Origin of the sequence: Thermomonas sp. (assembly GCF_035369645.1) — a bacterium.
In the GTDB taxonomy this organism is placed as follows: Bacteria; Pseudomonadota; Gammaproteobacteria; order Xanthomonadales; family Xanthomonadaceae; genus Thermomonas.
Genome location: NZ_DAOOUM010000056.1, coordinates 1 through 14,924 on the forward strand (window position 1 = coordinate 1; position 14,924 = coordinate 14,924).

14 protein-coding genes are annotated in these 14,924 nt (G+C 59.7%); 5 read left to right on the forward strand and 9 right to left on the reverse strand.

Annotation, left to right across the window (positions count from 1 at the left end):
• The 4 genes from PK789_RS10135 to dnaA form a co-directional block, all read right to left on the reverse strand.
• Positions 1-1,388: ATP-binding protein (locus tag PK789_RS10135; RefSeq protein WP_324308633.1), on the reverse strand; the 1,388-nt coding region annotated here is incomplete at its 3' end.
• 84 nt (positions 1,389-1,472) lie between these two features.
• Complete coding sequence (gene recF / locus PK789_RS10140) at positions 1,473-2,558, reverse strand: DNA replication/repair protein RecF (protein WP_324308634.1); 1,086 nt, start codon at positions 2,556-2,558, stop codon at positions 1,473-1,475.
• Positions 2,559-2,673: 115 nt separating this feature from the next.
• Entirely contained in the window at positions 2,674-3,774 is a 1,101-nt protein-coding gene (gene dnaN, locus PK789_RS10145) for a DNA polymerase III subunit beta (RefSeq protein ID WP_324308635.1), read from the reverse strand.
• 254 nt (positions 3,775-4,028) lie between these two features.
• On the reverse strand, positions 4,029-5,354 hold the full coding sequence (dnaA, locus tag PK789_RS10150) for a chromosomal replication initiator protein DnaA (protein ID WP_324308636.1): 1,326 nt from the start codon (positions 5,352-5,354) through the stop codon (positions 4,029-4,031).
• 236 nt (positions 5,355-5,590) lie between these two features.
• Here dnaA and rpmH point away from each other — a divergent pair, with 236 nt between their 5' ends.
• From rpmH to PK789_RS10175, 5 genes are all read left to right on the forward strand, one after another.
• Complete coding sequence (rpmH, locus tag PK789_RS10155) at positions 5,591-5,731, forward strand: 50S ribosomal protein L34 (protein ID WP_028840469.1); 141 nt, start codon at positions 5,591-5,593, stop codon at positions 5,729-5,731.
• Between the two features lie 91 nt (positions 5,732-5,822).
• Positions 5,823-6,245 carry a ribonuclease P protein component gene (rnpA, locus tag PK789_RS10160; protein WP_324308645.1) on the forward strand — a complete coding sequence of 141 codons (423 nt, stop codon included), beginning with the start codon at positions 5,823-5,825 and terminating at the stop codon, positions 6,243-6,245.
• A gap of 27 nt (positions 6,246-6,272) precedes the next feature.
• Positions 6,273-7,934, forward strand: a complete 1,662-nt coding sequence (gene yidC / locus PK789_RS10165) for a membrane protein insertase YidC (RefSeq protein WP_324308637.1) — start codon at positions 6,273-6,275, stop codon at positions 7,932-7,934.
• 54 nt (positions 7,935-7,988) lie between these two features.
• Positions 7,989-9,320: a tRNA uridine-5-carboxymethylaminomethyl(34) synthesis GTPase MnmE gene (gene mnmE / locus PK789_RS10170; RefSeq protein ID WP_324308638.1), complete on the forward strand. Its 1,332-nt coding sequence runs from the start codon at positions 7,989-7,991 to the stop codon at positions 9,318-9,320.
• Between the two features lie 84 nt (positions 9,321-9,404).
• The gene (locus PK789_RS10175; RefSeq protein WP_324308639.1) at positions 9,405-10,430 is read left to right on the forward strand and encodes a TonB family protein; all 1,026 of its coding nucleotides are present in this window, start codon (positions 9,405-9,407) and stop codon (positions 10,428-10,430) included.
• Between the two features lie 116 nt (positions 10,431-10,546).
• Here the strand turns inward: PK789_RS10175 and PK789_RS10180 are convergent, their stop codons facing one another.
• The 5 genes from PK789_RS10180 to PK789_RS10200 all read right to left on the reverse strand — a co-directional run.
• A complete protein-coding gene (locus PK789_RS10180; protein WP_324308640.1) occupies positions 10,547-11,752 on the reverse strand; it encodes an ABC transporter permease in 1,206 nt (401 codons plus the stop codon).
• On the reverse strand, positions 11,749-12,504 hold the full coding sequence (locus PK789_RS10185; protein WP_324308641.1) for an ABC transporter ATP-binding protein: 756 nt from the start codon (positions 12,502-12,504) through the stop codon (positions 11,749-11,751). The genes PK789_RS10180 and PK789_RS10185 overlap by 4 nt, the downstream gene beginning before the upstream one ends.
• A gap of 38 nt (positions 12,505-12,542) precedes the next feature.
• On the reverse strand, positions 12,543-14,081 hold the full coding sequence (locus PK789_RS10190; RefSeq protein WP_324308642.1) for an alpha/beta fold hydrolase: 1,539 nt from the start codon (positions 14,079-14,081) through the stop codon (positions 12,543-12,545).
• Between the two features lie 44 nt (positions 14,082-14,125).
• A complete protein-coding gene (locus PK789_RS10195) occupies positions 14,126-14,323 on the reverse strand; it encodes a helix-turn-helix transcriptional regulator (RefSeq protein ID WP_324308643.1) in 198 nt (65 codons plus the stop codon).
• Between the two features lie 10 nt (positions 14,324-14,333).
• Positions 14,334-14,924: hypothetical protein (locus tag PK789_RS10200; protein ID WP_324308644.1), on the reverse strand; the 591-nt coding region annotated here is incomplete at its 5' end.

Consider the following 14,924-nt stretch of genomic DNA (forward strand, 5'->3'; position numbering starts at 1 on the left):
TTGCGGTTGCGGCCCTGCTTGGCGCTGCCGCCCGCCGAGTCACCCTCGACGATGAACAATTCCGACAATGCCGGGTCTTTTTCCGAGCAATCGGCCAGCTTGCCAGGCAGGCCGGCGATATCCAGCGCGCCTTTGCGGCGGGTTAGGTCGCGGGCTTTGCGCGCCGCCTCGCGGGCACGGGCGGCATCCACAATCTTGCCGGCAATGGCCTTGGCTTCGTTCGGGTGCTCTTGCAGGAATTCCTCGAACTTCGCGGCGAAGACAGAATCGACGACCGCACGTACCGGCTCTGTTACCAGTTTTTCTTTGGTTTGCGAGGAAAACCCGGGATCTGGCACCTTCACCGACAGTACCGCGATCATGCCTTCGCGCATATCATCGCCCGACAGCGAGACCTTGGCCTGCTTGGCGATGCCGCTGCTTTCGATATAGCGGGTCAGGGTGCGGGTCAGCGCGGCGCGAAAACCGGTGAGGTGGGTCCCGCCGTCTTTTTGGGGGATATTGTTGGTGAAGCAGTACATCGTTTCCTGATAGGAATCGCTCCACTGCACCGCACAATCGACCACGATGCCGTCCTGCTCGCCACTGATCGAAATCACATTGGGATGCAGTGGGGTTTTCAGCTGGGCTAGGTGCTCGACGAAGCTGCGAATGCCGCCTTCGTACTGAAAAATGTCGTGCCTGCCGTCCAGACGCTCGTCGATCAACTCGATCTTGACGCCGGAGTTCAGGAAGGACAGTTCGCGCAGGCGGCGGGCAAGGATGTCGTAATGGAATTCGACGTTATCGTTGAACGCCACCACCGACGGCCAGAAGCGCACTTCGGTGCCGCGTTTGCTTGACGCTTCCAATTGCTTGAGCGGGTACACCGGCTCGCCGTGGCGGTATTCCTGCTGGAAGTGGTAGCCGTCGCGCCAGATATCCAGCAACAGCTTCTCGGACAGCGCGTTGACCACGCTAACGCCCACGCCATGCAGGCCGCCGGAGACTTTGTAACTGTTGTCATCGAATTTGCCGCCCGCGTGCAGGACGGTCATCACCACTTCGGCGGCGGAAATGTCGCGGCCCTGCTTTTCGCTTTCTTTGGCGTGCCGGCCCACCGGGATGCCGCGGCCGTTGTCCCACACCGAAACCGACCCGTCCCCGTGGATGGTCACCCGCACGGCATCGGCATGACCGGCCAAGGCTTCGTCCACGCCGTTATCGACGACCTCAAACACCATGTGGTGCAGGCCGGAACCGTCGTTGACGTTGCCGATATACATGCCCGGGCGCTTGCGGACGGCTTCTAGGCCTTCCAGCGCGGTAATGCTGTTGGCGTCATAGTTGCCAGAATTGGGAACGGCGGTTTCGGGCGCGTCGCCCGGGGTGTGCTGGTTTTGCGACATCGACGTGATCAACTCCCGTGGCACGCCATGAAGCGGGCCAAAACACGTGGTGCGGATGGGCACCCAGTATAGCAAGGGGGGGGCTTAGTCCTGTTGCCGCAATACGCCATGTTCCACGTGAAACAACGACACCGGTAACGGACTGCTGGGAAGTGCCGATAACGGCTCAGTGCCGGTAATCACCACCTGCGCGTCGGTTTGCGCCAAGACATCCAAAACACAGGCCTGATGCCGGCGATCCAGCTCTGAGCCCAAGTCGTCCAACTGCAAGACCGGCCAATGCCCCAGTGCCTGCGCCAAATGTGTTGCTTGCGCCAGTAACAGGCATAGCGCCAACTGCTTGGTTTGTCCCCGCGACAAGCTTTCGCGTCCCGGCAAATCACGCAATTGCAGCTTCAAATCGGCGCGGTGCGGGCCAAGACTGGTGTAACCCAAGGTTTGGTCACGTTCACGACTTAGCAATAAGGCGTCCGCCAAGGCCAATTCGTGCCGTCGCCAACCCGGCTGCAAACTCAGAGTGATCGCCCCAGCATCCGGCAATAAACGCGGCAACAGGTGATGCAGGGGCGCTTGCAAGGCACTGATATAGGCGTCACGCAGTGCGGTGATGGCCTCCCCGGCATGAACCAGTTCGTACTCCCACGCTTCTAGCTGCGCATCGACTCGTGTTTGTCGCAGCAACGCATTGCGCTGTTTAAGTGCGCGTGCGTATCGCCGCCACAGCGGTAAAAAGTCATGTTCCACGTGGAACATACCCCAATCCAGAAAGCGCCGCCGCCCTTCACTGCCGCCATCCACCAAGGCATGGCTGCCCGGTTCAAAGCTAACCACTGCCAATGCTTCGCAAAGTTGGCTGATTAAGTGGACATCCTGCCCATTCAGACGCGCCTGCCATTGACTGCCGGTATGGCGCAGCCCGGCCCGGTGTGGGGTTTGGTCGGGCAGCACCCATTCCACATAGGCCTGCAACGCCGGATCGCCCTGTCGTACCAGGCCATCACGCACGCGGCCACGAAAGCTGCGGCCATGGGCCAGTAAGTGCAGCGCTTCCAGAAGGCTGGTCTTGCCGCTGCCGTTATCGCCCGTGATGAGGTTGAATCCGGGTCGCGGGGTGAATTCGACGGTCTCGAAGCGCCGAAAGCTGTGTAATCGCAAGCATTGGACTAGCACGCAAGACACCTGTTCGCGCTGTGTCGATGCAGGATGCAACGACGCCCGGGCAATGCCGGGCGTCCAGATGTCGTGGGGCAGCCTTGCCCCACCCTGCGGCGGTGCTTCACTGACATCACAGACGCAGCGGCATCACCACATGCCGGGCGTGCAGACTTTCGGCACCCCGCACCAATGCGGAAGAATTGGCATCACGCAACTGCAACACCACCGTTTCCTCACGCAGCCCGTTCAGGGCTTCCAGCAAATAGGTCACATTGAAGCCAATTGCCAAGCCATCCACAGGGGTATTGGCTTCGACTTCTTCCTGTGCCTCTTCCTGCTCGGGATTATGCGCACTGACACGCAGTAGATTGGGGGCTACTTCCACCCGCACGCCGCGATATTTTTCGTTCGACAAGATTGAAGCGCGCTGCAATGCCGCACGCAGAATTTCACGGTCTACCTTGACTTCACGATCCGCACCGATCGGGATCACCGCTTCGTAATCCGGGAATTTCCCTTCAATCAGCTTGCTGGTGAAAGTCACATCATCGCGCTTGATGCGGATATGGCCTTTGCCCAATTCCAGTTCCAGCATGCGATCACCACCTTCCAGCAAGCGTTGCAGCTCCTGCACACCTTTGCGTGGCACGATGATTTGACGTTTGCCACCCTGTCCTGGTGCCAGTGGCGCTTCGCACAGCGCAAGCCGGTGACCATCGGTGGCCACACAGCGCAATGAGCCTTCGCGCAGGTCAAACAACAAGCCATTCAAATAAAACCGCACATCTTGCTGGGCCATCGCAAACGCGGTGCGTTCCAGCAACTCTTTGAGTGCAGCTTCTGGAATATGTAATTGGTCGCTGACATCAACTTCGTCCAACGAAGGGAAATCATTGGCCGGCAAACTGGCCAACGTAAACCGGCTACGGCCGGCTTGAATGGTCACTTTGTCACTGGTTTGGCTGATCGTCACCAGACTGCCATCTGGCAAAGCCCGCACAATCTCGAACAACTTACGTGCGGGGATGGTGAATTCACCGTCTTCGGCACCCTCCACCGCGACCCGCGACACCATTTCAACTTCCAGATCGGTGCCGGTGAGCGAAAGCTGGCCATGCTGGATGCGGCCCAACAAATTAGCCAGCACGGGAAGTGTGTGGCGGCGTTCCACCACATTGACGACTTGTGCCAACGGTTTGAGTAGAACTTCGCGTTGCAGGGAAAACCGCATATCGACCCCTTGCCCTTGGTTGGGTTTCGAGACCTTGCCGACTGGCAAGCCTCAGCTCTTGAATGGATATAAATCTTAAAAGCAGGTGGTGTTGGTAGCCAAAAAATCGCTGGAAAACCAATTTAACTTGTTGTTTTTAAAGAAAAATAATAACAAGGAAAGCCTGTTTGAAACTGCCTGACAAGCTGGGATGAGGCTGTGGATAACTTAGCGCAAATTGTGCACGTCTGACTTATCAACAGGTTTTGCCTGACTTATTCACTCAGTTTGCGGATCAACTTCTCCCAATCCTCATGCAGCTGGCTATCGCCATTGCGCAGTTCACGAATCCGCTCGCAGGCATGCAACACCGTGGTGTGGTCGCGGCCATCAAACGCCTCGCCAATCGCCGGCAAGCTTTGTTCGGTCAATTCTTTGGCCAGTGCCATCGCCATTTGGCGCGGACGCACCAGTGGCAGTTTGCGGCTCTTCCCTAGCATCTCCCGTAGATTCAGGCTGTAGTAGTCTGCCACGGCCTTTTGAATGTTTTGGATGCTGATGGCTTGCTGCTGGGCACGCCATAAATCACGCAAGGTGTCTTGTGCAAACTCCAGTGTCACCGGGCGGCCCAGTAGCCCGGCTTGGGCGGTCAGTTTGTTGATTGCGCCTTCCAGCTCGCGCACATTGCTGCGCATTTTTTTGGCGATCAGTTGGGCGACTTCATTAGGAATCACAGTGCCACGTTCGCGAGCTTTGGACAGTACGATCTGCGCACGGGTTTCAAAATCCGGCGGATCGATGGCCACCGACAAGCCCCAACCCAGGCGTGACTTCAGGCGTGCCTCCAGACCTTCCACTTCGCGTGGATAGCGGTCGCAGGTCATGATGATTTGTTGCTTGCCATCAAACAGCGCATTGAAGGTGTGGAAGAACTCTTCCTGGGTGCGATCCTTGCCGGCGAAAAACTGGATATCGTCGATCAGCAACGCGTCGATTTTTTGGAACTGACGCTTGAACTGGTCGGCGCGTTTTTCTTGCAACGCGCGGAAAAACGCACTGTAAAAATCGTTTGAACGCAGGTACAGCACCTTGGCTGCCGGGTTGAGCCGGCGCATTTCGTTGCCCGCAGCAAACATCAAATGGGTCTTGCCCAAACCGGTGCCGCCATACAACAGCAACGGATTTTGCGTGCGCTCGCCCGGTTTTTGTGCCACCGACCATGCCGCTGCACGCGCCAGTTGATTGCTACGGCCCTCGACGAAATTTTCGAACACGTAATGGCTGTCTAAATTGCCACGAAAGGGTTCTTCGGCGGGTGTTCCGGCACCTTTGAGCGGTTCTGGCGGCGGCGTTGCGATGACCGGCCGCGGTGGTGCGCCAACACTCAACACCACCGCTTCGATGCCACCAAAATTGCGGGCCAGCTCGCGGATGCGCGGTAAAAACCGATCACGAACCTCATCGCGCACAAAGGTGTTGGGCGCAAACAGGAGGAGTGCGTCCTCGTGCGGGGATGATTGCAAAGGCTTGAGCCAAGCAAGCACATCCTCCTGCGATACTTCAGTTTCCAGGCGATGCAGGCAGGTGGGCCAGACGTCCATGCGTTGGTGCGATCTCTCAAGAACAAGGAACCCGCAGGCAGCAACGTGGGCCTGTCTGTGGATAAGGTTGGGGAAGACTGGGCAGCGTAGCATCCCGGGCGGCTCCCGCCAAACCGCATTACCGGTCAGGCGAAACCTTCTGGCGGGAAGGCTGGGGATGGGTTTGCTTGCGCTGTCTGTAAATTGCCGCTATCATTCCGAGTCTTTTCCGTTAAAAACAAGCAAGTAGGCCCGAAATGGCGACCAAGCGTACTTACCAGCCCAGCAATCTCAAGCGCAAGCGTGACCACGGCTTCCGCGCCCGTATGGCAACTGCCGATGGCCGCAAGGTGTTGGCACGTCGCCGCGCCAAGGGCCGCCGTCGTTTGACGGTCTGACCCCTCGGGGTTGGCCTCCGGCCACGGCCGGAATGCGATGATGCAGGATGCTTCCAATGCAACGCCGGTATCCCCACAGGATGCCGGCGTTATCGCGTTTGTCCAAACACACGGGTTTCCACGCCACGCGCGAGTCCGCGCCAAACGGGAGTACACGCAGGTGTTTGATTCCGGCAAGCGCATCGCAGAACCATTGATGGCACTGCACTGGCTGCGCGATGCGGGGGGTGCGCGGATGGGGCTGGCGGTTTCCCGTAAAGTCGATCCACATGCTGTGGGCCGTAACCGGGTCAAACGTGTCCTGCGTGATGCCTTCCGGCACGTGCGGCCACGACTGCAGCACGGGGCCTATGTCATCGTGGCGCGCCCTGCAGCACGACAGGCTGATAATGCGACGTTGCGCAATTGCTTCGAGCGCCTGCTCAAACGCGCAGGAGCGTTGCCGCAAATGCCTGTGGCCGGCACAATGCCGCCCGCACCTTCCTTTCCTTCCGATGTGTCCGCAGCGGTTTGACGTTGCCGGACCTGACAAGCTTGCCGAATGAATCAGACACGTACCTTCCTGTTGATGGCTTGGCTGATGGTGGCCTTTCTGCTGTGGCGCGAATGGGGCAATGAGCACACTCCGGCGGCAACGCCGGCGACCATTCCAGCAGCCCAGCAGGCCACACCCGGCACCCTAGCCAATGCCTCCAGTTTGCCCACAGCCAGTGCGATCTCCGGCGTAGTGGCGAATGCCGCGAGCGCGCAGGCAAGCGCCAGCACCGACACCGGCCCGCTGGTGCGGTTGCGCAACGACGTGTTGGATCTGCAATTGAATGGCCGGGATGTGGTGCGTGCCGAATTACTGCAGTATCGGCAGGCGCGCACACCGGGGAGCCCGGCAGTGGTCTTGTTCAACCCTGAACAGGCCCAGTTTTTTGTTGCCCAAGCCATTTGGCGTGGCGTCGATGGCACCGCGTTAGTGCCGCTGCCGGAAGGCCCAGCGCGTGAATTTACCCTGGCCAAAGGCGCCGCTGCCGTCAGTGCGCGGTTTATCGCCAATGCCGCCAATGGCATCCAGCTACAGCGCACTGTGACCTTGGCGCGTGGTAGCTATGCGTTGCAAGTGCACGACGAGCTCGTCAATACCGGCACTGTGGCGTGGACCGGTAATATTGCGCGGGTACTGGATCGGGTGCCGCCGGTGGTCAAAACCGGGTTCACCAATCCGGAAAGCTTCAGCCTGAGTGGTGCGGCATGGTACAGCGCCACCGACAAATACAAAAAGCGCAAATACACCAACTTCACCAAAGATGGCCCGCTGGATCAGACCGTGACCGGGGGTTGGGTGGCGCTATCGCAGCATTATTTTTTAACCGCGTGGGTGCCGCAGAAAGATCAAGCGGCGTTGTTCACCTTGGCTGAAAAAGGCCGCACATACGAAATCGCCGCCCGCGGCCCGCAGGTGAGTCTGGCCCCGGGTCAGCGATTTGCGAGCAATGCCACCTTGTGGGTGGGGCCAAAATTGGCCGACAAACTGGAAGCCACCGCGCCGGGGCTGGAATTGGCGTTGGACTACGGCATGTTCACGGTGCTGTCCAAACCCATTCACTGGTTGCTGACCCAGTTGCACAAACTCACCCATAACTGGGGTTGGGCGATTGTGTTGTTGGTGGTGTTGATCAAGCTGGCGCTGTATCCACTATCGGCGGCGCAGTACAAGTCGATGGCGAAGATGCGCAAATTCCAGCCGCGCATCCAGCAGCTCAAAGAGCGCTACGGCGAGGACAAACAGAAATTCCAGATGGCGATGCTGGATCTGTACAAGAAAGAAAAAATCAACCCCGCCGGCGGCTGCTTGCCGGTGTTGATCCAGATGCCGGTGTTCTTGGCGCTGTATTACGTGTTGCTGGAAGCCGTGGAATTGCGCCAAGCACCGTGGATCGTGGGTTGGGTCAGTGACCTGACTGCGCAAGATCCCTACTTCATTTTGCCTTTGCTCAATGCGGCGGTGATGTTCTTGACCCAGCGCCTGACCCCGGCAGTGGGGATGGATCCGATGCAGCAGAAGATGATGCAGATGATGCCGTTGGTGATGGCGGTGATGTTTGCGTTCTTCCCCGCGGGTTTGGTGTTGTACTGGGTCACCAATGGCACCTTGGGGCTGGCGCAACAATGGTGGAATACCCGCAGGTTTGCCGAGGAGCCGGCCAAGGCGTAACCACGTCGATGGCGGCTTGGGATGCCTGGCGTGCCTTTTCACGAGCCGATGTCGATGCACGCAAACACTGACACCATCGTCGCCATTGCCACGGCCGCTGGTGCCGGTGGCGTGGGCATCGTGCGCTTGTCTGGTGCGAATGCATTGCAGATTGCGCAGACGCTGTGCAAGCGCCGTTTGCAACGACGCGTTGCGCACTACTGTTGTTTTGTTGATGCCGAAGGCGAAACCATCGACGATGGCATCGCCTTGTATTTCGCGGCACCGGCCAGCTTCACCGGGGAAGACGTGGTGGAGTTGCAGGCGCATGGCAGCCCCGTCTTGCTGCGCGAACTGGTGGCACACTGCATGGCGTTGGGCGCGCGGCAAGCGCAGCCGGGTGAATTTAGCCAACGCGCATTTCTCAATGGCAAATTGGATTTGGCGCAAGCCGAAGCCTTGGCCGATTTGATCGCCGCCGCAGATGTGCGTGCTGCACGCGCCGCGCGGCGTTCGCTGGAGGGTGTGTTCTCACGTCAGGTGGATGCATTGATGGCGCAGGTCCTGGCCATTCGCGTGCATGTGGAAGCGGCGATTGATTTTGCCGACGAGCCGCTGGACACCCTAGGCGGGCGCGTCTTGCAAGAGCAATTGCAGAGCGCGCAGACCACGCTGGCACAATTGCTGGTGGCTGCAAGCAATGGGCGCACCCTGCGCGATGGGTTGCATGTGGTGTTAGTGGGGCCGCCCAATGCCGGCAAAAGCTCATTACTGAATGCCCTGGCCGGTCACGAGCGCGCCATCGTCACCGACATCCCCGGCACCACCCGGGACGTGCTGCAAGAAACCATTCGTGTGGATGGGGTGGAATTGACCTTGGTCGATACCGCAGGCTTGCGGGTGTCGAACGATGCCATCGAAGCCGAAGGAATCCGGCGCGCCCACACCGAACTTACCCGCGCCGATTTGGCGCTGGCGGTGGTGGATGCGCGTGACCCCGCCGTGGGCCGCGCCGCGGTGGCACCGGCCTTGGTTGGGATACCTGAGGTGCTATGGCTGTACAACAAGGCGGATTTGCTGGCAGCACCCGCGCAATGTGATGCGACAGCGTTGGCGGTTTCGGCGCACACCGGGCTTGGCTTGCCGGCATTACATGCGCGCTTGCTTGCATTGGCCGGCGGCCAAGGCCATACCGGAGCCTTTACGGCGCGGGCTCGCCATGTACAAGCATTGCAACAAGCCCAGCACTGGTTACAGCTGGCGAATACCGAATTACAGCAAGAGCAATTGGAGCTTGCGGCGGCGGCTTTGGCGCAAGCCCATGTCGAATTGGGGCATATTGGCGGCACGATCGACGCAGATGGTTTACTCGGTCACATTTTTTCGACGTTTTGCATCGGAAAATGAGCGGAAAATGACGCAGGCTTGACAACTGTGCGCTGCTGCTGCGTGCTATCGTCAAACATGCCATGGTTCAACGGGGGAAAATTCATGTCTGCAAGTAAAAATGTGTTCCACGGGGTTGCACCGGTTGCACTGACCTTGGCGATTGTCTGTGCACTGGGCGCCTGCAAAAAAGATGAGGCGACAGTGACTGGGCCGGCGGCACCACAAGCCGCAGCAAAGCCCACACCAGAGTCCGTGGTCTCGGCCAATGTTTCATCGATGGGCGCAGACCAGCTGCGGGAAGCCGCAGGCAAGGCTTACAACGAAAACCGTTTGTATGCACCGGCGGGCAACAACGCGATGGAGTACTACTTGGCCCTGCGCGATAAGCTGCCGGGTGATGCGGGTGCATCCAGTGCCCTGAATGACTTGCTGCCGATGGCGGTGGTGGCCGCCGAGCAAGGCGTGGCGCGCCAAGACTTTGCCGAAGCCAGCCGACTGTTGGCGCTGATCGGCAAGGCCGATGCCAACCACCCGGCATTGGCGCGCTTGAAGGCGAGTGTGGCCAGTGCTGAAACCAATGCCAAGAAAGCAGCTGAAACCCAGAAGCTGACTGCTGAAGAAGAAGCCAAGAAGCAGGCGGATCTAGCCAAGAAGCGCGAAGAAGACCAGAAGAAATTGCAGGAGTTGCAAAAGCAGCAGCAGGCAACGGCTGAACAGCAGCGTCAGCAGCAAGCCGCAGCGGAACAGCAACGCCAGCAACAAGCGGCGGCAGAGGCAGAAGCGGCACGGCAACGGCAAGCGGCCGCCGCCGCCGCCGCGCCCGCGCCAGTAGCCCCCGCACCGGCCGCAGCGCGCCCGTCCGCAGCATCCAACGAGTTGCGCGCGATTTCGACCCCCAGCCCGCGTTTCCCGCCGGCGGCACAGCGCGCCGGTGGCACGGGTTCGGTGCAGGTCGAGTTCACCGTGAGCACCGATGGTTCGGTGAGCAGTGCGCGGGTGGTCTCCAGCGATACCCCACGGCAGTTCCAGCGTGATTTTGAACGCGAGGCGGTAGCAGCGGTCAAGCGTTGGCGCTTCCAGCCGGTGGGCCAGGCCACCACCAGCCGGCGCACGATCTCGTTCGAATAAGCACAAGCTAACGCGGTTGCACGCAAAAAGCCCGGCAGCGATGCCGGGCTTTTTGATGTCTCTAGCGTCCCGCGCTCACGGAAATGACGGGCAAGCACAATACGACCTGCATTGGCTCAGGCCGAAATCGCCAGTTTTTCTTGCTTGTAGCGCCACACCGCCAGCGCCCACAGCACCGCCGCCAGCGCCAGCGAACAGCCAAGGTACACGGCCCATTGCTGGAAGGACGCCACTTCACCCCGGGTGATCTTTTGGATCAGCTGGTTTTGCGACAAAAACGGCACCGCGTATTGCCACAGTGCGGTGTCTTTGAGTGGATAGGCCATCAAGCCATAGGCCGGCAACATCGGCAGCATCATCAACCACATGATGTGGCTCTGTGCCTCTTTCATGCTCTTGGCACCTGCTGCCAGTGCGGTGATCAACGCGGTGCCAATCAGTACCAGCGGCAGCAAGGTCAGCAGCAATTTACCCATGGCTAAAAAGCTGACATCCATCTGCTTGGCCATGCCGCTGGCCAGTGAGGCAGAGACCTTGAACGACACTAAGATCAGCAGCATCGACAACAAGCCCAACAAGGTGGCCGATAGCATCTTGCCGCCCACCAGTGCTGCGCGTGATGCCGGGGTGGCCAGCAGCGGCTCCAGCGATTGCCGCTCGCGTTCGCCGGCGGTGGTATCCATGGCCAAATGCGCGCCGCCGATGAAGGCGAAAATGGTCAAGATCATCGGCAACAAGATGGTCATGAACTGGCTGTTTTTGGCCTCGGGCGTGGCCATGTCACGGGTGCCCACTTGCAGTGGGCTGGCGATGCCGGGGTCGATGCCACGAATCAACAAACGCATCGCGCCTACACCATTGCCATAGCTTTCCAACACCTTTTTGACCCGCGCGACGGTGACATCAGAATTGCGCCGGGTGGTATCGGTAATCACGTCCACTTTGGCCGGTTTGCCTGCCTGCCAATTCTTGGCGAAATCAGCATCAATCGTCAGTGCAAGGTCTTCTTGTTGCGCACGCACCCGCGCTTCGATATCCGCCGGTGCCGGCTTGGCGGTGATCCCGTAGCTGGCCATGAACTTGACCAAATTGGGCGCGTGTTGCATGCCCACCGTGGGAATTTCCAGTGGTTTTTCCAACTGGGTTTCGGCGCGCATCTGGCTGAGTTTGCCGATGCCCAGAAAAATCACCGGATACAGCAGTGGTGCCACCAACAGCGAGAGCAAAAACGTGCGGCGGTCGCGGTAGAAGTCCAACCATTCTTTGCGCATCACCGTCAGCATGCTGGCGATGAAGCCGGTCTTGTGTGCAGAGTTGTTCATGCGTGCAGTCCTTCTTCGCTGCCGATCAGTTTCACGAAGGCGTCTTCCAGATTGGGTTCACCGGTTTGTGCGCGCAGCTCATCCGGCGTGCCCTGTGCGGTGACCCGGCCATTGGCAATCACCACGATGCGGTCACACAGCGCGGCGACTTCTTGCATGATGTGGCTGGAAAAAATCACACAGCGGCCTTCCGCGCGCAGCTCTTTCAAAAAGCCGCGCAGGCCGCGTGTGGTCATCACATCAAGACCATTGGTGGGTTCATCCAGGATCACGTTTTTGGGGTCGTGGATCAGTGCCCGCGCAATCGCGGTTTTGGTGCGCTGGCCTTGCGAGAAGCCTTCGGTGCTGCGGTCGAGGAAGTCTTGCATCTGCAAGGCTGCGGCAAGTTTGTCGGTGCGCTGGGCAATGTCGCTGGGCGACATCCCATGCAGCTTGCCGAAATAGTCGATGTTTTCACGCGCGGTCAGCCGCTTGTACACGCCGCGCGCATCCGGCAACACACCCAAGCTGCGGCGCACACGCTCGGGGTCGTGCGCTACATCCACACCATCTACCAGCACGCGGCCGGTTTCTGGCGTCATCAGGGTGTAAAGCATGCGCAAGGTGGTGGTTTTGCCGGCGCCGTTGGGGCCCAACAGGCCGGTAATTTCACCGTCGCGGGCGCTAAAGCCCACGTCATCCACGGCGATCACCGGGGTTTTGTCCTTGCCCTTGCCGGGAAAGGTTTTGCGAAGATGTTCTGCAACGATCATTGCGGCATTCCTTGGAAGTCTGGTCGTGGCGGGTGCGCTTACGGCGCGGCCCCGTTGAAGTTGAGGAACGGCATTGGGTAGGCCAGCTTGTCCAAGCACGCGCCATCCAGTGTTTTTGCGTTGGCTTTCTCGATGAACTGGGTGAATAGCTTGGGCATGCAGCCGGCACCCATCACGTTGTGGCCTTGCCCACGCAGCACGAACAGGCGGCCATTGGGCAGCGTTTTCACCACGTCTTTGCCGTAGCGCGGCGGGGTGACCGGATCAAACTCGCCTTCCAACACCAAGGCCGGGACCGGGGTGCGCAGCGGCTGGTGGAAATCCGCCGGCAGCTTGCCTTTGGGCCAGACCTTGCACATTTCCGCCATGCCTTTGGGCATCAGATTGCCAAGCACGGTGCCGGCATCTTCGCTGCGCGCCACCATGCTGTCGCTGTCTTCACTGCATACCACCGACAACTGCATGCCCATCGCCATCGCGTCTTCCATGCTGCCAGCCATCATTTTGGTCAGCGCCATCAAACCTTCGTAATGGCCGGCGTTGGCCTCGTGGATCAGCTTGGGCAACAGACCACTGGCCAGCGGCATGTAGGCATACATGCGCACCAGTCCGGCCACGGCGTCGGCGCGTAATTCGCCTTGTTGCCATTCGCCGGTGGTGGCGTCGCGGTAGCGCACGGTGACTGGCGCAGCGCGCAGGGTGGTGAGGAGGGTATCGAGTTCGGCACGCGGGTCGCCCAGCGTGTTCTTGCAGACAGGGTCCTTGCTGCACAGACCAAATTGCAAGGCCAGGGCATCATCCAAATTACGCGCAAAAATATTGCCCAGACCCAAGGTATTGGGTACCACCGAGTCCAGCACCACGCTGCGGGTGGCCTGCGGGTGGCGCATGGCATATTGCTGCGCCACGCGGGTGCCGTAACTCACCCCCACCAGATTCACCTGCGCCGCACCGATGGCTTGGCGCACGGCATCCAGATCGGCCACCGCATCGGTGGTGGTGTAAAAGCGCAGGTCGGCCTTGTTGGACAGCGTTGCCGCGCACGCTTGCGCCTGTGCCTGCATCAACTCTGGGGTGGGCGTGTGGGTGTCGTCTTGCTCGGACTTGCACGACAGCAGGTTGGACTTGCCGGTGCCGCGTTGGTCGATGAGGATCACGTGGCGCTGTTTGCGCACTTCCTTGAACACCGGGTTCAAGCCGGGAAACGTCTCAACGGCCGACTGCCCGGGACCGCCGGCCAGAAAGAACACCGGGTCTGGCTGTTTTTCGCCACTCTCGGTGGGCTCTAGCCAAGCGATATTGAGCATGATCTTGCGGCCGTTTGGCTGGCTGCGATCTTCCGGAACTTCAAAATGGCCGCACTGCGCCTCCAGACTGTCCCTGCTCAGTGACGAGCTGAGATTGCATGGCGTGAATGCCAACGTGCCCAGCATGGTGGGCTTGAGTGCGGCGACCGGCGTGGTGGCGGTCTTGGTGGGGTGGCTGCTGCTGGCATCCTTGGAATGCAAACTGCGATAGCCAAACACGGCGGCCAGCAGGGCCAGGCTGAGGATGGTGCGGGTCTTGCGGGACATCATAGTGACAACCCTCGTGGTGGTTGTGGTGAAAAGGGTGGGCGCGCTTAGCCGGCATCCGGCAAAAACACGTCCTCGATACGCAGCGAAAAGAGACGGGCGATGCGAAAGGCCAATGGCAGCGATGGGTCGTACTTGCCGGTTTCCAGTGCGTTGATGGTTTGTCGCGAGACCTCCAACTGCAACGCAAGCTCGCCTTGCGACCAGCCTTGTTGTTCACGTAGTTCGCGCAGGCGATTGTTCACCAGCGCATCCTCACAAATAACGCCGGGTGAAGATGTATTTCGCCCCGCCGTAGAACAGCATGAGTAATGGGAACACCCAGATCATTGCCGCGGCGGCATCAAAGTGCAGCACCTTGGCTTTTTCCAGCAGGCCGCCGGCGAAATACAGCACCGACACCAGCAAGCTGGCCGCGCCGATGGCTTCGGTTTCGATGCGACGTTGCAGCTCGTCGATTTCGCGCAAGTAGCGCAAGCCCGCCCGCATCAGCAACACGATGGCCAGTGCCGGCAGCACCGCGATCACCGCCCGCAAGGGCACCGATGCGATGCCACGTTTGATGACCCAGATCGAACCGAACAAAGACAGCGAGTAAAAAATCATGATCGGCCACAGGGCGCGGATATAGCGCTTGCCAGCCGGCTGCGCGTACATTTCGTCGCAATGCTGACGCCACCAGCGCGGCACCAGCAAAAACAGCAACGAGCCAGCCAGATAACCACAGCCAATCCCCAGCCAAGTTTGCACGGCGTCATTGGGCCAATGCAGCAGCCATTGGCCTGCACCGGCCAGCGCCAAACTGCCCAGTCCTATCAGCACAAAACCCCACATCCAGCGGTGTAG

Bases quoted from the DNA above. Each gene is read 5' to 3' on its own strand.
- PK789_RS10185 (WP_324308641.1), bottom strand. From the start codon at position 12,504: ATGATCGTTGCAGAACATCTTCGCAAAACCTTTCCCGGCAAGGGCAAG.
- rpmH (WP_028840469.1), top strand. From the start codon at position 5,591: ATGGCGACCAAGCGTACTTACCAGCCCAGCAATCTCAAGCGCAAGCGT.
- PK789_RS10190 (WP_324308642.1), bottom strand. From the start codon at position 14,081: ATGATGTCCCGCAAGACCCGCACCATCCTCAGCCTGGCCCTGCTGGCC.
- dnaA (WP_324308636.1), bottom strand. From the start codon at position 5,354: ATGGACGTCTGGCCCACCTGCCTGCATCGCCTGGAAACTGAAGTATCG.
- yidC (WP_324308637.1), top strand. From the start codon at position 6,273: ATGAATCAGACACGTACCTTCCTGTTGATGGCTTGGCTGATGGTGGCC.
- PK789_RS10175 (WP_324308639.1), top strand. From the start codon at position 9,405: ATGTCTGCAAGTAAAAATGTGTTCCACGGGGTTGCACCGGTTGCACTG.
- mnmE (WP_324308638.1), top strand. From the start codon at position 7,989: ATGCACGCAAACACTGACACCATCGTCGCCATTGCCACGGCCGCTGGT.
- PK789_RS10180 (WP_324308640.1), bottom strand. From the start codon at position 11,752: ATGAACAACTCTGCACACAAGACCGGCTTCATCGCCAGCATGCTGACG.
- dnaN (WP_324308635.1), bottom strand. From the start codon at position 3,774: ATGCGGTTTTCCCTGCAACGCGAAGTTCTACTCAAACCGTTGGCACAA.